Source organism: Burkholderia cepacia (genome assembly GCF_001718835.1).
Classification (GTDB): Bacteria; Pseudomonadota; Gammaproteobacteria; order Burkholderiales; family Burkholderiaceae; genus Burkholderia; species Burkholderia cepacia_F.
The window spans coordinates 340589-360877 of the sequence record NZ_CP013444.1; the positions used below are offsets into that span (position 1 = coordinate 340589).

Consider the following 20289-nt stretch of genomic DNA (forward strand, 5'->3'; position numbering starts at 1 on the left):
AAGCTATTAATCCTGATTCGTGCGACGGCTGTCGCGGATGAGTTCGAGACGGTTCGCCGGTCGAAGGTCATAGCGGTGGTCGACCTTGAGAAAGCCGTATGTGACCGCGGCACTGAACCTGACGTATGCGTCGTCGAGACTGATGCCGGTGTTCCGAGCGACCCGCAGTAAGACCGCGTCGAGGCTGCCTCGATTGCTACATCGTATGACTACTTTGGAAAACTGCTCGGCAGCGCCATACAGAGAGGCGATGTTTCGATGGGCTGACAAGCCGTAGATGAGCCGCAAGTTGCCAAACTCGACGATGGAGACTTCGTCACCGATGATGAGCTCCCATGTCCAACCCCGTTCGGCCATCGCGTCTCGCTCGCGCGCTTCGCGACGCAACTCCTGCTCGGTCGGGGTGTACCCCCGTGCCTTGATGGAAATTCCGTGATACTTCAGGCTAAAGTCGAGCGGGTTGGCGTAGGTCACAATGACGTCGATGGTCATCAGCTTGGAGCGCTGCATACGCGTCTTGGCCGCTTCAGCACGCCAGAATGCTTTGCGGTCGACGATGCCGTATTGCTCTCGGAAGTCGAGGACGCCTGGATGAAGTGCCAGCTTCGTCATGACGCGTAGCTCGGCCATCGAGAGCGCTTGATGCAGCCGGTCCAGCTTGAATCCTGGCATCACTGCTCGCGTGCTCATCGAAGGGGTACGAGCTTTGAGCAGTGGCGTGTACTCGTTTCCGTGTGGCCACCCAAACGCGTCGTGTGATGGAAGCAAAATTTGCGAAGGCGCGGGGTAAGGGGGCTTCAAATCGAAGATGTGAAATCCCTTCTTCTGTTCGGGTGTGACGATGGGTTGGACACCCTCGTCGTACTCGAAGTTGGGGTCGTTCCATTCCATTGCAGCAGTGCCGAGTGCTGACTTCAGCTTGGATTTGCGATTTCCGTAGCTTGCGTAGACCGGTCGCATCGTCATATCAGTCCTCCTGGTCGACTGTGGTGGATGTGCTGGCTTTCGACCCATGTGGGCGTTGAGTGGCGGTGCGTGTTGCCTTCGACGCGGCGTTTCTCGACTTCAACCGTTCACGCCACGCGGCGGGGTCTTCGGTGTTTCGTTCCAGCGTCTCCCAGGCGTCGATGAGCCTTTCGGTCATCCCTCTCTGACTGAATACTTTGGGGCGGTGAAAAGTACTCAAGAGCGCGGTTTTGGTGATGCGCCGCTGATACCCTGTCGCTCGGAGATGACGCGACCGCTGTTCGATATGGACAATCAGCTCTCCGGCGAGCCGCGTATCGTTGGTGGTAGTCGGAGTATCAAATCCGGCGCTTTCTAGCCTCTTTTTGGTCAGGTGTTTTTTTGCCGCCCCCGGCAAGAGGCCCATCAGCCTGGCGTGGTTCAGCTCGGGGTGCTCGACGCTTAGCTGGCTGTACCATTTCGCGTAGTAAATGAAACGCCCCTGCGTACTTTTTTGGGGGTAACCCGGAGTCTTCGGGACGTCTTGCACCGGCAAGTTTGCAAGGTCACGAACGAAGCCTCTCATTCGGTCTTCCACTTGGCCCCATCCGCCAGCAAGCGACTTGAGCACTGCAATCGCGGTGATGGGATGGCGAATGCAACGACGCCCCTTGAAGATTTCGCTCAGGGTGTCGGCATCCGAGCGAAAGATTCCCGTTCTTGAGAGGAGGGCGCTGAACGGAGAGTTCGAGAAATATTCCCTCGCCAGTGCGGGCCGAAATTCTCCCCCTTGGACCAGGCCGAGGTCGACAGCGCTGAGGTTGATTTCATCAGCGACGCGACGGTAGTCGAAGTTCGGGAGGTAGTCAGACTCAATGAGAAGTGATGCGACACGTGCCAGGCCGATTTCTGCTTCCGCCTTTGCGTCTGTTAGCCGAGTTGCTTCCGGCAAAGGCTTGAGGCCGCAGCCACAGTGGTGTCCTGCATGCAACGTGCGTTCAGGGAATACCGTGTAGTTCAAACAATCGTCGCATGGTACATGTAACGGCATCTGATGCTTTCCGCAGAACAAGATGCCGGGCAGCAGGTGGTCGCGACGCCAGAAGGGCCTGCCGCAACAGCCAATGTCTTCTTCGAGGCATTTGGGGCAGCGGAGGAGGCGATGTTTGGCCCAACCAGAGGTTGGGCCTGCCATTCCTACCTTCGATGCAAGCCCCTGCTTGGGGCCATCAATAAAGTGCGACATGATGCTTTTGGTGTCCTCCGGAGGAATGAACCGCGATGCAAGAGGTATCAACATGTTGTGTTGGATGACATCCTCAACTGAGCCGACGTTTCCTCCCAGCAGTTGTATGACCGGCCCCATGCGGCTGGGGAGCATCCACACGTTCGTCGGTGATAGGTTGTGTTTGGATACAGCTCTGAGTCTCCGTAGATACAGCGGGAACAGCTCTCCCTTGACGATGGACAGGCCAAGGGCCGGGCGATGGAGCTTTCGTGACGTCATGCGGTGAGGATTCGATGTTGAAGCTGAAGGCTCGGACGGTCGCGATGCGCAGTCGTGCTGCACGCGCGACAGTGGCGATGTCGAGCGGTTTGTTTTGGCGCGCAAGCTGTTCGATTGCGTGCTGCACGCGTCGGCGGACGAATACTTCCTTGCGTCCCGGCAACTGCGCTACGGTGCCGACAGCTGTCGACTTCGCGGTGATGCGACCGAAGAGGAAGTCACCCATGCCGTATGCGAGGCGGAATTGGTACGCGGACGGGAGCGGCTCGCGACCGCCGGTGTGCTCGCGCCTGTCGACCTGGCTGTGGGCGATGGCGCTCGTCAGGAAGGACGGAAGCTCGCGTTGAATCCGGCCTCCGTGAGGTCGGCGCTTCGGAAGTTGGTTAGAGCTGAGCCATTCATCGTCATGACGATGCAGCCAGGTCCACGCAGCCGGCATGGACTTGCGCAATTGGGTTCGCGTCATCTCGGGATGCTCGCCGATGTGTGCGAGCCACTGAGCACGGTAGCGGTCTCGCTGGTCGCCATCGACCTCTGATTTCGGCCGTTTTGCAGAATATGGGGCCGGCAGATGCGAGAGAGCCTCTACGTCGCAGGCAGTGCAGTAGATGAGCACGAGAATCGGCGCAGGTGCTGCGCGGCCACTCTGGCGTACGGCCTGAAGGCACAAGTCGAGAGCACTTGTGTCGGTCACTAGATGCGTGAGCCTTTCGTCTTCGAACCCTGCGGAGAACAGCTTTTTGAAGTCCCGGTGCAGTCGCTCCATTCGAAGCGCGCCGCGCTCGGTCACGTACCCTTTCTCGTGCAGCAATCCGAACGTCTTCGGCCAGAGCGGTTCACGCGGCATGACCTCGCTCACCGAGCACGAAAGCTGAGCGTAGCGGAGTGAGTTGTCAGCTCGTGCATGCCCTCCCGTGCTCGACATGAGTATCTCGAGCGTGCTGGATTCGTGCATGCAGACCAGGCGGCAGCCATGCCATGGGCAACGAGTTACATACGGAATACAGTGAGCGCAAAGGGAGGCTTGGCGGGTACGACCGCCAGGCAATTGGTCAGTGCACTCTGGGCAGCGCAGGCCGAAGCGGTTTCCCGACTCGACTCCTGGTAGTAATCGGGGGAACATGGTCCTCGACGCGGAGCCACGAGCGATGTTGCGTGTCGCTGCCTCGGCCATCTCCAAGGACATCCCGCATGTGCCGTACGAGAGCAACGTGTGTTTGGCCAAGACCTCCATAGCGTCACCATATGCATTCTGGGTGACGTCACAGAAGCGCTGAGCTCGACACGGGAGTGTGCTGTACAGGAGCAGACCTCGTCGATTTCCGAGGTGGCTGATTTCCTTGGCTTCCTTTGATGTGGTCGTTTGCGAGACCATTGCAGCTATGCTGGTCACAGTTTCACGAGGTACGGCCGGGAAGAGCATCAAGCGCGTCATGTTGCTTTCCTCATGCTCGCCAGCGCTATGCTGAGAGGCATACCATCTACTGAAAGTGCCATCGCCAGCGCGGATTCGAGAGGAATCCAGTCTGCGTATAGTCGGGCGGGGCCCTGTCCACAGGTGGAGAACTTGCCTCCTTGGGTGAGGCGCAATGCTGTCAGGGGCCCGATGTCCAGTTGGAGAGCAACGTCTGCATATGACGAAAGCAACTGTTGGGTGAGTTCTTCTTCCGGCTCAATTTCTCGCAGGCTGTAGACATAGACTGATAGCTTTGTCGCCAGCTCAGTGAGGCCGGTTGTGAGGCGCCAGAGCTCAGCTGGAAACCAATCCGGCGTGGGATGCCGAAATGAAAAAGCGAAGTAGTTGTCCCACAGGTACTCAGCCCACATGAACCACTGGGCTTCATCGAGCCGGAATGCGGTGATGCTTACCGCGCCCTTGTTCCGTAGAGAGTTGAGCGCTTTGCCGTGCGTGTAAATCTCAGCCGTGGCGCCCGGCGTACCGAAGCAGACAACTGGAATGCCGGACAGCTCTGTGAATCTTGCGAGAGCGCTGAGCAGCACTCCTGCAGCACTTCCTCTGACAGCCTTGGCCGTCAGGTTAGGGACAAGGAGCGCACCGAGATTGTGTTGGATTGCCAAGCTACTCATCGCGTTGGCAAAGTCGTCCCAGTTTCGGTGGAACGGCCCGGTCCGGTGCGTCGACGAGCCGTCATTCACCACGGAGTCCATTTTTTTGAGCAGAGTGTCAATGAAGCTGCGCGGAGAACCTGTCTCAGGGAAAGGAACAGTCAACGACCTCACAATGCTTACGTCAAATCGCCCGCCTGCCTGGGCGTCTACGTAGAACCGATGAGCGCTTGTTCCTATGACCCGCTGCACTGCGTCGACTAAAGCCTGCTCCCCCATATCTGCAGGTATGGACACCCAAAGGCCCCGTGCACCTGATGTTGGGACATCGACGACCTTGGAGTCGGTGCGCCGTCCGTGTGCGTCTTCTGAATCGGCGATGAAGCTGGCGGCGTCGTACAGCCGGGCCTGGAATAGCGGGTCCGCTGGATTACGTTCCAGGCGACTGTGGGTGATGTTCGTAACGAGCGCCTGGACGAGGCGTGCCTGGGCGTCTGTCGCGAAGTTTGCTGTTCCGTCGGATTCCATCAGGCCAGATTTCGTCCGTGCGGGGTCAAAGGTCAGCTGCTCCATTGCGTCGTCATACCCACGCCAAACAGGCGTGTAGTCGAGTGTAGGATTGCGCTTGCTTACCTTTCCCGGGGCAGAATCCAGGACCTCGTCGACGATTCCGTCTACGGTCGCCATCACGCGGCACCCCACGTGACTTGGTCGCGAGCATGCGGGCTATACGACGATGGGACACCTAGACGGAATTGTGTGCTGGGCACGACTGCGAACAGGACTCGACCCGGCTCAAGCCCGGCGAGCGCGAGGTGTTGTGCACCGGGCGCTGGGCGGTCGCTAGTGACGAGGGCCCGGAGGGGGCGAGTGCTCGTGGCGACGCTAGCAAACCAGCCAGGAGAGACCGGTGCAGCCACGAAAAATGGATTGGGTGACGCCGTGCTGGCGCCAGCGACGCCACTTTCGAAGGGCGTGTTCATAGGGTTCTCACACAAAATCAGGGGGCGCGTGTCTTCCCCCTGAGCCTGCAAAGTAAGCAGGCAAGGGTTGACAAAGCGAACCCCATGTGAGACCGTACGCGCGCGTATTACGCGTGGGGTCCCTTTTCGGGGTTCGCCACAAGGCGGGGCATCGGGACGGCATTCCCTTTGCCCCGTTTTTCATTTGTAAGCTTGGTACTGCGCTAAGACCTCCTGGGTGACGAATCTGTGGCCATGCCGCGTGGCTCCTGCGGTGCGGCGAAAAACTCAATTTGTGGTAACTGTGCACAAAGTGCAAACCGCAAAATGTCAGGTGGTGTTAGTTGACAAATGCGGTTTTACACGATAATATTCAAAGATATTCTACATTGAGCAATCTCGCACAGCAACATATGTGCGCGTTTTTGCTCGTCTTTGCATTTCCTTTGCCGTTCTGGCACCTCATCTTCATTTGATTCGCTCGCTCAAGGCGCGGCTCAGAGTTGCTCCGTGCGCCCTGTCTGCCGGGTCATGATGTTCGCGCTGCAGCCGTCGTCATCGCCAAGCTGCGGCACAGTACAATCATCCGATGTCGCCCCTTCTTTCGCTGTCGTCCGGCAGCATGGATTCGCTTCATTTTTGGTGACTTTTACTTCGCTTTAGTTTAGCTCGCCGTCGCACGATTACAAGGAGCCTTGTGAGTCAAGTTGATATATCTTGGGCAGATATGGCAGCGCGTGTTGTGCGGGTCATCCTCGCGCGGAAGGGCATGGGGTACGCAGAACTCGCGAAAGCTCTGGAATCCGTGGGCGTTGAGGAAAATGAGCGGTCACTTGCGCTTCGAGTGATGCGTGGTCGAGTGAAGTTCTCGCTGTTGCTCCAAATTTTGCATGTCACGCATTCCACAACACCACGACTCTGGCTCGATGCGCTATCGTTGGAGGATAGCTGGGAGGCTCGTGCGGCAGCGGTCTTGGACGCGGAACGCGCTAGACATCCAACCGTGTCCGTGGGCGACCTTGCCCTAAGAATGGTGCAACTCGGCGCGAGTCTGAGCGAGAAGACACTTGCTTTGCATATCGAACAGGGGACTATTTCGCTCCCCGAATTTCTCCAGTGCGTTGTGGCGCTCGGCAGCTTGAGCCTTGACCGATACATCGACTACGACGACCTGGTCGCGGTTGCTCGTGGCGCAGCGGCTGAGCGCTCCTTGTGAGCCGTCTTCAACTATCCGTTTGCCGTTCTGATTGCGTCTCCTAGAATGAAATCGGAAGTATTTCATACTTATTTGTAGGGAGCGATGGGGCGGTGCTTTCCCACCGGACTGGCCAGTGCGCTCTAAGAGCCTTCGGTAATCAGGGGGTGGGGGATTCGCTCGTGGGCGTTTTCGCTCGTCTAGGGAACAGGGAAACCACGGGGCGTGATGGAGAGGTTGCCAACGGTTCTTGACGTGACTGAGCGGAGAAAGAGATGCACGCTCGCAACAAGCGGCAAAATTTCGCCTGTTACACGGCGCTCTTTACTTTTATAGGCAAAAATTTGCTTGTAATTTCGCACGTTAGCAGTGCGATGCTTCATGTCGGGGAGGTTGACAATGCGCAGCCGAACGGTACAGGAGTGGGAGGTCGAACTGGGTGAAAGCTTGAAAGCGCTCCGCCTCCATCGAAACCTCGACCAAATGACCCTTGCGGCACGAGCGGGTATTAGCGTACGTTCGCTGCGAAACCTTGAAAGCGGAAAGGGTTCGTCGTTGCACACGCTTATCGAAGTCGTACGCACCTTAGGCCGCGAGTCCTGGCTCGAGTTGATTGCCCCGGTTCCAACGGTCAATCCTTTGATGATGACGAGAAACGCGAGTCCGAGGCAGCGCGCGAGTAAGCGTCGACGCAAACCTCCATCACAAGCGATGTGATAAGAACTCGGTTGCGCCCAATGGTTCACTGTGGATGGGCGGACGCGGCCAATGTTTGGGCTCGATACGGAAAGTGATAGAAATGTGCCGGTCCTAATGTCCGTTTTCGATTGCTCAATCCTGAAATCGGAGGCCTATGCCATGCGCAAAGAGTTAAAGCCGCAGGTACTGGTCCTGGACCAACCGACACCAACCCTTTTTGTTGATTATGACGGAGCGCTCCATCGTGGCCATGCGTTGCTTGATGAAAGTGGACACGTGTCACTCGATACGGGGAATCCGCTATTCGAATTTGCTCCTCTCCTGGCCAGCCTGCTTGACCCTTATCCCCAGGTTGAAATTGTTCTGACCACTTCATGGCTCGACACGTTGCCTTTCGAAACGGTCTTGTCATATCTGCCGCCACCGCTTGCTAAGCGGGTAGTCGGGACAACTCAGGGTATCAAGCCACGTTTCGGTTACGTGCAGGACGGCTCCGCGCGGACATACATCATTCGCTCGTACGTATTTGGGCACCGTCTCAAAAACTGGCTCGCGATTGACGATTCGGTTTACGGTGCATATCACCTGAACACGAACGTTCTCAACTTGGAGCCGCATCTCGTCCTGCTTGACGGTCAGCGCGGTATTGGAGATGAGGAGGCGCAACAGCGAATTCGAGACTGGCTGGCCGAAGTGCAAAGCTCGAGCAAGAGGTAGCGCGGCGTTAGTCACCCATGTGAGCTGGCGATGACTCTGACGATGCCCCGTTCAGAACTCGTCGGGAAGGGTATCGCTTGCCGGCATCGCGTCAAATTCAAACAGGATTCGGAGCAGGCGAAGCTTGTGGGTGGAGCCTTCCAGCTTTGGCTGAATGCGAGCCTTCAGCTCATCAAGGTGCTGTTGCTGGAGGCGCAATTTGCGTGTGTACAGCGCGAACGCAAACTCGCACGCTGCCTCGCCTTGTCGCCGGTTGTGCTGCTCGAAGATGTTTGCCAGCAGGTCCAGCATGAACTGACTGGCGCTCGCTTCTCGCGAGTAGTCCAGCTCGCTGGGGCGCGCGCAGCGCAAGAGTGCTGCTTGGATTGCGCCATCGTTGTACCGCGTAAAGTTCTCTGGATTGAGGATGACTTGCTGGAATGCGTCGGTGGCGAGCCGGTCGCTTTCACTCGTAAATTTTTTCCCCTCTCTGGCATTCTGGAGAAGCGCGCCGGCCGTCGCCAGAACAGCAGCGTTTGTGTCTTGCTCTTCCTCGTAGAAGCCGTCCCAGTACGCGAAATCAGGACGGAGTCGCATATCCGTAACGAGACTGTCATCGCGCGGCATGAAGACCGCGTTCCCCAAGCCGTCCGCGGAGCCGGCAAGCCGCTCTAGGCGCGCAGCGAAAGGGTCACCCAACCGCCGTTGAATGTTTCGCAGCGCCTGTAACTCTTCCTGGAACGATTCTTCGATACCTTGCCCAACGGCGACGCCATTGAATCTCTCGATTCTGATTTCTGCCCCGGAAGCCGAGTGTTTCAGATTCAACGGAAGTGCAGAGAGCTGGGCTGCGGTCTCCGCAATCTGGACCCCAATGAAGTAGGTGCGCGCGCCCGAGTGGACGTCGCGTAAGTCACGGCTTATCGAAAGCAGGCGCGTGCCACGCCCGACCACCGCTGCAACCACCAGAATCCCGGCGGTACCATCCAGCTTGGCGTCACCAGATTCGATTTCGGCATCGCTTACCAGAGTGAGCGGAGTCGCTCGATGCATGACCTCCCGCAGCTTCTTGGCACAGTATTCCGCAATCTCACGCGACGCTTCATCATCTTGATAGACGATGGCGCTCACCGATGCGGGGGTCTGCTGACTCACCAGCTTGTCGGCGAAATTCCTGAAGCCGAGGTTACCCATCAGCTTCCGTCCATCGAGATAAATGGGGCGGACTTTGGCGGTTGGAATTGGGCCGCGAGCTTGAACGGCGAGCGCGCCGTTCAGACCGTAGGCCTTACATAAATCAGAGACATCTTGCAGTCGATGTTGCTTCTTTCGGAGCAGGACGGACTTCGGCAACAAGTCTTCTGGAGCGAAGCGCTCGCCGACGATTGGCAGGTCCTTCAGGTGCTTATGGTGCGGTCTGCCATCGAGGCCTGTCGGAGCCGGAAGTGCAAAGAGAGCATCCGTGGCGTCCTTCGCGTCGACCAGCGTCAGAAGCGTGACGACTTCGGTGGCGTCGCATTTCACCTTCTGTTTCCAGTCGCGCTCCAGATTCATCGACGATGATGCCGAGATGAGCGTGAACGACGTGCCATGAAGCGGCGCATCGATTTTGTCTATCCCTTCGTGCGAATGGAATGTGACCACGCGAGGCTTTGCAACGCCGAACAACGTGCAGTACATGTCACGCAGCGCGTAGGCCACCGCAGCAATTCCCATCGTGTCGACGAAAATCACATCGAGTTTCGCCCCAACTTTCAGGGCGCGATTGCAGAGCTTTTCGAGCAGGGCGAACGCGAGGAACTGGACTCCCTCAACTTCGGTCAACGCTTCTTCGGCGCGCAAGAAGTGCGTCGAGCGCTTTTGAGATGGTTTGACGAAAGTAAAGCCCGGCGGCGCAACGACGGAGACGTGCCTGGCCGAAAACAGTTCTTTGAGACCCGCGGTCCGGATGGCTGCGGTCTGGCCGCGGAACAACCGTTCAAGGTCGGCAACCGGGTTGGTGAGCGCATCCACCTGCTTGATGGTCCCGTCGTGGCCAAATGAGCAGATACAAAGACAAACTTTGTTCGACGTACGGTTCGAAGCCTGGACGAGCAGCGGTTGCTCGAACGCCTTCTTGACCTCAGCGGCTTCCTCTGTCTCGCAGATGATGGCGACCACGTCCGGCGGATTGATGCCTTGCAAGCCGGCCTCAATGGCATCGGCCAGGTTTGCTACGTTGAACGTGCCTGGTGGTTTGAAGAGGAAATGGAAGTTTCGGACCGGCGAACTGCTTTCGGGTACCCAATCAAACGCAAAAAAGCCCTTCATCGCGACACCGCCGTCGTCATGGGAATAACAATGGAGTACGACGCGCCTGCGGTGTGGCTCAGTTCTCTCTGGTCTTCAAGCCAATGCGTTGGCTCGAATGCGCCGGCGGGTGTGTTCGAAAAATCCTGGACGAGGCAAATCCGTCCCGTGCGGAGTCGAAGATATGCGTTCAACTCGCTCAGCGTCTTGAGTACGTAGGTAAGCCCACCACCGCTCGCATTCGTGCCCTTCGTTGTCGCGTGCAGAGCGAAACAACGCTTAACGATGTCGACCTCTTCGTCAATGGAAAGAGCTCCTGTAGGCGGCGCACCGTATCGTGACATCCAGCGACGGACGAGACCGGGCCCGGTGTCGAGCACCGTCAACTCTAAAAACGACGTGCGTTGGAGAGGGGAATCCCCGCCGGGCGCCGCCGCGGCGTGAGCCGCAGAATGCTCTGCGAGGTATTCGCTAAATACCGCGTCGTCGGAGACCACCTGCTCGTATTGAGCATCTCGGTCATAGGAAATGAACTTTGCCATGAGTGCCCGTACGTTTCTGACATACGGCTTCCCGTCCTCGTCGACGGTGGCGTGCTCATCGGTGTTCTTGAAGAGCTCGTATATCAACGTCCCAATCGAGGTATTGGCTTCCTCGGAAACCTTCCATTCCGCCGCGGGCGCGATTGCAGTGATTATCTTCGAGGTGAGCCAAACGAAATCCGCTCGCGAGCGCAGCGCGCCGGGCTGCGGCCGGTTATAGAACGGAAGGAGATATTCGTTCTTCGCCCGTGCAAAGCAACAGAGGAAGACCCCTCTACCGCGCATCGTGTCGCGGAACTGACTCTCCTGCATGGCCTGGATTCTGCCGACACCAAACGACAGTGCCTCCCGTGTCGATAACGGGTCTTCACGTCCCGGCACTTCGACTGAGCCGGCGAAATATGTGGATACCAGCCCGTGAGGCTCTTGCGCCAGGGCCTCCATCGGATTGCTGTCAACGTGTCCGTACAGTCGAAGCGCGGAATTCGCCTGAAGGCGCGACCACGTCGCGACATACTGCATCAACGCCGATGGGACGCCAACAGCACCGCCATACCGAAGGGAGAGTGGAATCCGCAAAATCGAATCGCGGACCGCTTCATCGTACGCGGCTTCAATCTCGCGGAGGCTGACGGTCTGCTGGAACGAAATCATAGAGAAAATGTAGAACGCTCAGGGTTCAGGGTGCTGACAGCCGTCTGCAGGTAGCCGAATGTAGCCTTCGCCGCCAGTTCGATGACACGAGCATAGCCAACTTAGGAAGGCGGTAGAACGGGCATGGCCGTTGAGAGCATGTCTTTTCGGCTCCCTCGGGTCGGTCAGCGAAACGCCATTCTAGCCTTCGCTTCAACCGGTTGCCTACCGAGGGCCGGCGAGGCGATGCGGGTGCATTTCCAGACCCGTTTGCGGGCTTCCGGTAGTGCGCGAACCCCAGCGCCCCGTCGGTCGGCGCGAGGCACCTGGCGCCCGACCACAGGTTGGACGGCTGTGCCGTCAGGTCTCCACTGTGGATTCCGCGACCGTCGGTCTCGTCCAAGTCACGGCGAACGACAGCATCCGTACGCCTAGTAATCACATTCCAGGCAGCGATTGCTGGCGCGATGTCGGCAACGCGGCGTCATTCCAAAGCTTCGTAGCGAGCGGATGACGGGCAAGATGGATGAGGCGATATAGCGGCCCCTTGTTCATGTTGACGAATAGCGGCTTGGACTGGGCAACCTGCATCTTAGTCAGGTCCGTGACGAGCGATTCCCAATACTCAAGATACACACTGACTTGTTCGCGCTTGGGAACCTCCTTCAGCCGCAAATTGTTGCGCCACCCCGGCGCGGCCGCATCCAATCTTGAGGTGGCCAGATTGAAGTCGACACCGATGTTTCGCTGAACGTCCATTACGCTGAAGTGAATCAGGAGGTCGATGTTCGGCCGAGCGGCAAGCTTGCGGATAATCTCGAAGTCCAAGTGCTCGATGTTGAATGGGTCGAGGAAGGCGAAATGTAATCCCCTCGGAAGCGTCTCGAGCACCCAGTCAACGGTCTTGGATGCGGTGCCCACGCATGCCTGCACTTTGGCGCCTGCGGCGCGAAGTCGCGAGCTACAAGCCTCCACGCTTTCAGCATCGGCATCGGCGATGTATATCTCGTTGAACGGCGCTCCACCGCGTTCCGACATACGCCAGGCAGACAGCACGCCGCCATCAGAGATAACCCCCGATTCACGGTTCATGACTCGTCCTGGCCCCGAAAAAAGGTCGATAAACGAGGCATATGGCCATTTTGCGCGAGCTTTTCGGGCTGCGTCGACATAACGGGACAGCGCCACATGTTTGTCTTCCGACCAAGGACCAACCTTCATGACCGGCAGACCATCAGCCGGGTCGATGACAATCTCGTCGTCATTTTTTTTGGCCACGCTTGTGTCCCGTATTTTGAGGGCTCAATGGGGATGTCAAATAGTATGCCGCTATTTCGAAATATCTACCAAAACCTGATAATCTTTCGAGAGACCAAGAGCCCCGCATTACACCAAGAATGGCAAAGACAGAAGACAAGTATTTCTGGCAGGTCGGGCATCCTCCGCCGATTCTTGACCAGCACAGCGCTGTTAAGCATTCGATTGTCGAAGAGTATGTTCAGCAATACATCGAAACCCTGATGAGTTTGCCGACCATGCCCAAACTGACTTTGACGTTGGTCGACGGGTTTGCCGGCGGTGGGGAATACCTCAACGCGCAGGCCAAATCAGTTGATGGCACGCCTCTGCTTATGATGCGGGCGGCGCACCTGGCGAGAGCCGCCCTCAATGTCGGTCGGCGCACGCTGCGCGAAGTGGACACTGAGTTTTTCTTCGTGGAAAAAAAGCGGGAATCTGCGGAGTATCTGTGTCAGCACTTGGAAAGGCGGCGAGCGGAGGGTGCCATTGCGCAACGGGACTTCGAGCGGTCGAAAGTGCTGAACGGTGGATTTCTCGACGAGCTGCCGAGAATCGTCGAGCGCATCAAAGCACGCCGAGGCGGAGGCCGGGCGATTTTTCTGCTCGACCAGTACAGCTACAACGCCGTACCGATGGACAAGCTTCGGTGGCTGATGACCGAGCTGCCGAACGCAGAAGTCATCATGACTTTCAACGTCGACTCGCTCCTCACCTACATCAGCGACAGAGAGGCAAATCGAAAGGCCGTTCGCAGTATTGGCATTGAGCGGTACATCCCTTGGGAGCAACTGGGGCAAATCAAGGCGGAGTCTGGACGAGCGGCGCTCCAACGTTACGTTGCGCATGGCATCAAAGCTGAAACAGGCGCGCCGTACATGACGCTGTTCTTCGTTCGGCCAGACTCGGCAAATCCGTGGAGCTATTGGCTAGTGCATTTGTCGCAGCAGTACAAAGCCCACGACGTGATGAAGTCGCTGCACTGGGCGCACTCGAGCGAGTTCGGACACGAGCTCGAGCCGGGACTCTTCATGCTTGGCTACGACCCGAAACGGGACGAGCAATATACCGGTCAGTCTATCCTCTTCGATGCTGGTGGGGCAGAGCTCTGCATCGAGACATTGAAGGAAGACCTCGGCCGCGTTCTGTCAGGCCGGCAGCAGCCGCTCACTGTTCGGCAACTGCTCACCGACCACATTTCCAACACTATCGCAGACGAAACTCGGCTGCAAATGGTTATCCGTGGCTTGCACGCCTCAGGGAGTATTGTGGTGTCGAATAAAGACGACAGAGTGCGGCGGCCGTCAAAGCACTACAAACCCTCCGACATCATCGAATACTCGCCGCAGCGAAATTTCTTCACGTAAGCCGCACGCGGTCGGGCATATCGTCCCAGGTGCGTCCTTCGAGGAGCCGCCCATTTGCGCCCTTGGAGCGACGTACGCCATCGCTGCCCCATGTACCCCACTGCTTAAAGAAGAACTTCACGCCTTGCTCCTCGCACTGGACCTTTACGTTCTGCACCCACTCTTCGAGCATCGGGCGCGCCTTCGCACCGGATTCCCCGCCGACAATGACCCAGTCGATGTTCTCGAGATTCAGTGTTCCGAGGTCCTCGAGCAGCGGCTCGACGGACAAAAAGCGCACACCGCCTTGCACCGCGCGCAGCTCATCGATGCGAGGTACCCCATACCGACGGTCCTCCACGGTCACACCGAGCCAGGCGTTTGCCGGAATATCACGACGGCTGCAGTAGCTCGCGAGGCGCTCAGCGCGCTTCGTGAGAATTTGGAACGTGTGCTGAGGGCACGCGCGAATCGCATCGAATACCTGCGTGATGTAGGCATCAGGAACCGAGCGGTGGAACAAGTCGGACATCGAATTGACGAAATACACTGTCGGACTCTTGCGCTTTAACGGCTCGTCCAAGCGATTCGGCAGAATGGTCAGTTTGAAGCCGTTCTCATAGCCCGGGGTGCCCATGGCGTGCAGACGCCTCGCCATGCCTTCGGCGTAGCAGTTCTTGCAGCCCTTGGAGATTTTCGTACAACCCACGGTTGGGTTCCACGTGCGCTCCGTCCACTCAATCTTGCTTTGCCCACCGCTCATTGTTCGACCTCTCAATTAGGTTGCGATTTTATCGGGCTTCCAGCGGCTACTACGAAATAGCCACACTTTCGTCATGTGGTCGCGGTTTTCTCGATGCTGATATGCGACAAACGAGAGAAAGGACCAAGCATCTCCGTCAAGGGCTTCAGAAGTATAGAGATGAAACTGTATATTTATACAGTAAATAGATAAATATGATGATGAATGAAAGTGAATAGGCGAACGCTATGCGCTGGATTGGCGCGGGTAGCCGGGGGAATGAGTGTGTGGTGATGGGAACTTGGGGGCTGTGGCGCCGTGGTCGCAAAATAGCCGCCCATGTATCACTGGATATGCCCTGGCGATGTTTGAGCCTTCACGAAGGAGCGAATTATTTCGGCCCCCTCGACGGCGGAGACAATCGAGGTAGCCACCGTCGTCGCGTATGGCCTCGAGTACGCCGGATGCCCGAATTGAGATTTGGCCATCCCTTCAACTCTGTCACGTCGCTTACGCTCTCTCCTCGAGAATTCTCAGCGGTGCGCAATCACCAATAACGTATGTCGGCCGAGACGCAAGCGCCGCAAGGCACGCCTCTAACTCGCTCTCGTTCCGTAGCACGAGGTGAAGAACACTGTCGCAGTGGCTTTCAGCGACTCGACAGTAACGAGATGGACCGAATTGTCGGCGCGCAAAGTGACTACTTGTGGATGGGCGATGTCCAGAATATCGCAAATATGTAAGCAATTTCGGGATTGCATGCTGGTTGTTTCGTTATTGTCGTGAATGGCGGCGCATTGAACTTGTGCCGGCAATCTCGGTTGTTTTTCCTCCATTTTTATTGTCCGAATAGGGGTTTCCCCGTATGATTTTGCTCGGCCGCGAGAGAGGCCGGCACAAGGAAAAGCAAATGGGAGCGCAGGACCTTATCGCATTAATGAAATCAGGGTTACTCCAGTCCGACCGTCTAGTGAAACTGGACACTCCAGCTGGGCCGGACGTGCTGCTGCCGCATATCGTCGTCGGCGTTGCCCGGCTGGGGGGCAATTTCGAGTATGCAGTCGATGTGGTCTCGCTGCACGATTCGCTCGAACTGAAGTCGCTTATTGCACAACCGGTCACACTCTGGATTCAGCAGGCCGACAAGACATACCGGCCGCGACATGGCTACGTGCATACCGCACGACGCTTGGGTGCGGACGGACAGCTGACGAGTATGCAGCTGATTTTCTCATCCTGGTTGCATTTCCTGAAGTTCCGCAAGGACGCTCGAATATTCCAGGACCAGTCGGCCGAAGCCATTCTCGAAACAGTGTTTCAAGGACATCCGCAGGCGGTCGGGGCGTATCGATTCGAGGTGCGCACGCCGTCGCCCGCGCGCTCGTTCTGCGTCCAGTACGAGGACGATTGGAACTTCGTGCACCGGCTGCTGGAAGCGGAGGGCTGGTTTTATCATTTCGAGCACGCAGAGGACGGCAAGTCGCACACCCTCGTCATCACGGACGACCTGTATTCGCTCAAGCCGCTCGAGCCTGAGCGCGTTCAGTTTTACCGTGCCGGCGTCACTCGAGCGCCAGATACGCTCGTGCATTGGGCAGGCGCGCGCACCCTGCAGAGCACCTCGTACTCGACCCGTACATTCGACTACAAGCATCCCGAGGCACGAAAGGAGAAGTCCTATCCTACCGTCGAGAACCAGGGCGACCTGCCGCAGCAGGCCGAGGTCTACGAGTACACCGGGCCGTACACGTACCTGGAGGAGGACCGCGGTAACCGGCTGACCAAGCTCAGGCTCGAGGAATGGGAGTCGCGTGCGAAGCGATTCTACGGCGTGGGCAGTCTGCCCGGCATTGACGTGGGGCGTTGGTTCACCCTCTTCGACCATCCTGAGCACGACCGGGACGCTGTAGAGGACCGCAAGTTCGCGGTCGTCGAGGCAACCTGGTACATCCGCAACAATCTGCCGGTGGGCGGAAGTCGCCCCTATCCGCATAGCCTGGATGCGCGTCTTGCTGAGGTTCACGATGTTCATGAGGCGGCGGCGTCGGCATTCGCCGTCAAGGACGCATTGGGCAGCGAGGGCTTCTTCCTCGTGGAAGTGGAAGCCCAGCGCCGGAAGGTGCCGTTTCGCAGCCCGTTCGACCACAAGAAGCCTGTCATGCACCTGCAGACGGCGACCGTCGTTGGCCCAGAGAACGAGGAGGTCTACACCGACTCGCTGAACCGCATCCTCGTTCGCATGCACTGGGACCGACGCGACGGTGTTGGAGCAACGTGCTGGGTCCGGGTCGCCTATTCCGACACAGGCGGCGGCTACGGCAGCGTGCATGTACCGCGCGTCGGGGAAGAAGTTACCATCGACTGGGTCGGTGGTGATTGCGACCGACCGTTGGCAACTGGGCGCGTATACAACGGGGCGACGCAGCCTCGCTGGCACTCGAACGGCATCCTCTCGGGTTTCAGTTCGAAGGAGTACGGCGGAGGGGGCTACAACCAGCTCGTGATGGATGACGCGACGGGCCAGAACCGTCTGCAGCTTTTCTCGTCGCAAGGCAGCTCGATGCTGCACCTCGGGTACCTGATTGCCCAGAACGGCAACGTCCGCGGCAACTACCTGGGCAGCGGTTTCGACCTACGTACCGATGCATATGGCGCGATTCGCGCCAACCGCGGGCTATTCATCACGACGCACCCTGGTTCCGGCGCGGCGACTCAGCAGCTCGAGGTCCGGCAGGCTCAGCAGCAACTCGCCGGCGCCCACAATCTCCTTGAATCGTTGTCCGACGCCAGCACAATCCACCAGGCAGAGAGTCTGAAGCCCGGCCAGGATGCCCTGAAGGTATTCTCGGACGCTACGACCGACAACGTCGAACATCAGTCGTCGGGCGGCCGTACGGCTGGCGGTGGAAAGGGGGCGGCAAACGCCTTCAAGCTCCCGGTACTGCTGGCCGCGAGCCCGGCCGGCATCGCCCTGTCGTCGCAGCAGACTGTGCACGTCAGCGCGGACGAACAGGTCACCTTGGTCAGCGGCCAGAGCACGCACCTTGCAGCCGGAAAGTCGTTGCTCGCGAGTGTGGCGGAGCGTATCAGTCTGTTCGTCCAGAATGCTGGAATGAAGCTCTTTGCGGCAATGGGAAAGGTGGAAATCCAAGCGCAGTCGAACAATATCGAGCTGACCGCGCAGAAGACCGTGAAGGTCCTGTCGACCACCGAGAAGGTGGAGGTCGCGGCTAGCCAGGGAATCCTGCTGACATCGGGTGGTGCCTACATTCGAATCCAGGGCGGCAACATCGAGATTCACGCTCCGGGCAAGATAGACATCAAGGGCGCGCAGCATGCCTTCAACGGACCGACGAGCGGTACGTACGACTTGCCCGCACTGCCCAAAGGTGACCTGCACAGCAAGCTGGAGCTGAACCTCACGGACGACAACCTGAAGGCGGTCCCCAACGCACCGTACAAGGTCGTGTTCGAGAACGGCACGACGATGGCAGGCAAGCTGGACGGTAACGGCCACGCTGTCCTTCGCGATGTGCCGGACGGTGCCGCCAAGGTCTTCTTTGGGGAAGATGCGCGGCCGTTCAATCCACAGTCTGTACCTGCCGCAAAGGAGCTTGCTCAGTCTGACATCCTCAAGGAACTGCATGCCGGCGGACACGAAGGCATTACGGACGAAAACCTCTACAGCCTGTTCAATAAATTTTCTGGCCGGCCGGACGTGAAATGAACGCAAACGACCAACAAGCGATTGAAGACGCAGTCAAAGAAATAGGGCTTTCGATGGCGTCCAACGCCTTCCCGGTGTTCTACGTCGCGCAGAACGTCTACGACACTACCGAGAGCGTCTGGGCGGTTTGGAACGCGCGTGAAAGCGCGGACGAGATGGCGAAAATCGAAGCGGGCATCGACCTGGTGTTTGCGGTCGTGGGCTGGGTGCCCGTCGTCGGCGCCGGCGTCAAGCGCACGTTCCGCCTCGTCAACCACAAGTCGGAAATCTACGGTCCGCTGCTGTTCGACATTCTGCGCCTAGTGCTCCAGCGCGCTCATGTGCAGACCAGTCCGGATGCACTGATTGACAAGCTGTTCGATGCAACAGGCGTCAAGAAATACCTCACGGAGGCTCGCGAGCATATCCAGCAGTCGTGGCTATACCGTGAGATGCCGTCCTCGGTGCAGGTCACATTCATGCAAGCGCTGACCTTCGTTGAAACGAATCTGCCGTACTGGCTCGGACAGTTTGTCCAGCGCAAGCTTCTTCACTGGCGAAAGAAGCAACCGAACTCATCGGCCGTCAGTACCCTTGAGGAGCACCGGACGACCGAGAAGCCAGGCGCAAAGGGCGAAGAGGCTAAGGCGGGTCATGACCGCCCGGTCTCGACACCCTCCAAGGGAGTCGTGAACGCAAAGCTGGCAGTAACCGACATTACGACCGAAATCACCGGAATTCTGGGCGAGCACATTGGGGACTACTACTGTTATGAAAAGCTGAAGTGGGGCAATGGCTGGACCGGCCACGACAAAGGTTTGAGCGGCAAATGGAGCGAGCGGCCGGGCCTTCGGGTGATGGGTAAGCTCAACGACAAGGGCAGGCTGAACAAACTTTTCGACCTCAAGGCCCGTGGCCACGGTATCGACGGCGTTTGGCGTGCCGCGCCGTTCAGCAACCAGATGAAGGACTTCGCTATCGTCGAAATGAAAGCGTCGACGACAACGCGAAAACTGAAAGACCCGAATGCCAAGCATAGTATCGCGGGCAAACTCGGGACGATTAAGGAAAAGGTACGCCCCCCTGCCCAGGACCTTCTCGAGCCGCCGCCCGATGATTCCGGACCAGCATCGCCGACTGCGGGCGGGCCAAATATCGGGGGAGGGAAGCCGTCGCCTGGCGGAGGGAAGCCGTCGCCTGGCGGAGGGAAGCCTTCACCCGGCGGAGGGAAGCCATCACCTGGCGGTGGAAAACCAACGCCGGGTGGTTCTACGAATGAGGGCAGCCCTCCGAGAAGGGAGCAGTCCGACTCTGCATCGCCGAAGACTGAAACAACTCAGAAAGACAAACCTGCCACGACCGGACCGAGTAGCGCAAAAATCGCCAGAGTCCAGATGAGTCACGAGTGGATTGAAGCAAAAATCTCGGGAGCGGTTCCGGAGCAGGAGCTAGCAGATGCGATTCTGCGTTTAGGCTACTCGCGTCATCTGTTGTATGTTCCATTTTATCTTCCGTCCGCGGTGCAACACGTCGAAGCGCTCGCCGCGGGCACCGAACATGAACATGCGGACCACGACCTTCCGTTCACACACCACTACAAGGATGGAGAAGTTGAAGAGGCGGTCAAGCTGAAAGCGAGCAGGATAAAATAGCGGCATTGCTAC

Annotated in this window: 14 protein-coding genes; 6 read left to right on the plus strand and 8 right to left on the minus strand. The window is 58.1% G+C overall.

Translation table 11 applies throughout. From position 1 onward, the window contains the following. Positions 1 to 6: 6 nt before the first annotated feature. From WT26_RS22025 to WT26_RS22040, 4 genes are all read right to left on the minus strand, one after another. Positions 7 to 966, minus strand: a complete 960-nt coding sequence (locus WT26_RS22025) for a TnsA endonuclease N-terminal domain-containing protein (RefSeq protein ID WP_155123168.1) — start codon at positions 964 to 966, stop codon at positions 7 to 9. 1 nt (position 967) lies between these two features. Continuing rightward, a complete protein-coding gene (locus tag WT26_RS37495) occupies positions 968 to 2326 on the minus strand; it encodes a TniQ family protein (RefSeq protein WP_069273946.1) in 1359 nt (452 codons plus the stop codon). Beyond that, positions 2265 to 3407, minus strand: a complete 1143-nt coding sequence (locus WT26_RS36125) for a TnsD family Tn7-like transposition protein (protein WP_196222181.1) — start codon at positions 3405 to 3407, stop codon at positions 2265 to 2267. Before WT26_RS36125 ends, WT26_RS37495 begins: the two co-directional genes overlap by 62 nt. A 476-nt stretch (positions 3408 to 3883) precedes the next feature. After that, positions 3884 to 5092: a hypothetical protein gene (locus tag WT26_RS22040; protein WP_143134619.1), complete on the minus strand. Its 1209-nt coding sequence runs from the start codon at positions 5090 to 5092 to the stop codon at positions 3884 to 3886. Between the two features lie 1086 nt (positions 5093 to 6178). On the opposite strand from WT26_RS22040, the gene WT26_RS22045 reads away from it, so the two are divergent. From WT26_RS22045 to WT26_RS22050, 3 genes are all read left to right on the plus strand, one after another. After that, complete coding sequence (locus WT26_RS22045) at positions 6179 to 6697, plus strand: DUF6471 domain-containing protein (RefSeq protein ID WP_155123170.1); 519 nt, start codon at positions 6179 to 6181, stop codon at positions 6695 to 6697. Positions 6698 to 7075: 378 nt separating this feature from the next. Then, positions 7076 to 7393, plus strand: a complete 318-nt coding sequence (locus tag WT26_RS36130) for a helix-turn-helix domain-containing protein (RefSeq protein WP_071759683.1) — start codon at positions 7076 to 7078, stop codon at positions 7391 to 7393. Positions 7394 to 7444: 51 nt separating this feature from the next. Next, on the plus strand, positions 7445 to 8092 hold the full coding sequence (locus WT26_RS22050; RefSeq protein ID WP_230461707.1) for an HAD domain-containing protein: 648 nt from the start codon (positions 7445 to 7447) through the stop codon (positions 8090 to 8092). A 51-nt stretch (positions 8093 to 8143) separates the two neighbouring features. Here the strand turns inward: WT26_RS22050 and WT26_RS22055 are convergent, their stop codons facing one another. From WT26_RS22055 to tcmP, 3 genes are all read right to left on the minus strand, one after another. Beyond that, the gene (locus WT26_RS22055; protein ID WP_069270857.1) at positions 8144 to 10381 is read right to left on the minus strand and encodes a hypothetical protein; all 2238 of its coding nucleotides are present in this window, start codon (positions 10379 to 10381) and stop codon (positions 8144 to 8146) included. Continuing rightward, positions 10378 to 11556 (minus strand): hypothetical protein, encoded by a 1179-nt coding sequence (locus tag WT26_RS22060; RefSeq protein WP_059961656.1) that lies wholly within the window; start codon positions 11554 to 11556, stop codon positions 10378 to 10380. The genes WT26_RS22055 and WT26_RS22060 overlap by 4 nt, the downstream gene beginning before the upstream one ends. 417 nt (positions 11557 to 11973) lie before the next feature. Next, positions 11974 to 12813: a three-Cys-motif partner protein TcmP gene (gene tcmP, locus WT26_RS22065; RefSeq protein WP_230461708.1), complete on the minus strand. Its 840-nt coding sequence runs from the start codon at positions 12811 to 12813 to the stop codon at positions 11974 to 11976. 119 nt (positions 12814 to 12932) lie between these two features. Here tcmP and WT26_RS22070 point away from each other — a divergent pair, with 119 nt between their 5' ends. Beyond that, positions 12933 to 14198 carry a three-Cys-motif partner protein TcmP gene (locus WT26_RS22070; protein WP_059732222.1) on the plus strand — a complete coding sequence of 422 codons (1266 nt, stop codon included), beginning with the start codon at positions 12933 to 12935 and terminating at the stop codon, positions 14196 to 14198. Here WT26_RS22070 and WT26_RS22075 read toward each other — a convergent pair. Further along, positions 14191 to 14940 (minus strand): DUF5131 family protein, encoded by a 750-nt coding sequence (locus WT26_RS22075; protein WP_059553536.1) that lies wholly within the window; start codon positions 14938 to 14940, stop codon positions 14191 to 14193. The genes WT26_RS22070 and WT26_RS22075 overlap by 8 nt on opposite strands. 889 nt (positions 14941 to 15829) lie before the next feature. Between WT26_RS22075 and WT26_RS22080 the strand changes: the two genes are divergently transcribed. After that, complete coding sequence (locus tag WT26_RS22080) at positions 15830 to 18646, plus strand: type VI secretion system Vgr family protein (protein ID WP_069271814.1); 2817 nt, start codon at positions 15830 to 15832, stop codon at positions 18644 to 18646. Continuing rightward, positions 18643 to 20277 carry a hypothetical protein gene (locus WT26_RS22085; protein WP_069270858.1) on the plus strand — a complete coding sequence of 545 codons (1635 nt, stop codon included), beginning with the start codon at positions 18643 to 18645 and terminating at the stop codon, positions 20275 to 20277. Before WT26_RS22080 ends, WT26_RS22085 begins: the two co-directional genes overlap by 4 nt. The last annotated feature ends 12 nt before the right edge of the window (positions 20278 to 20289 follow it).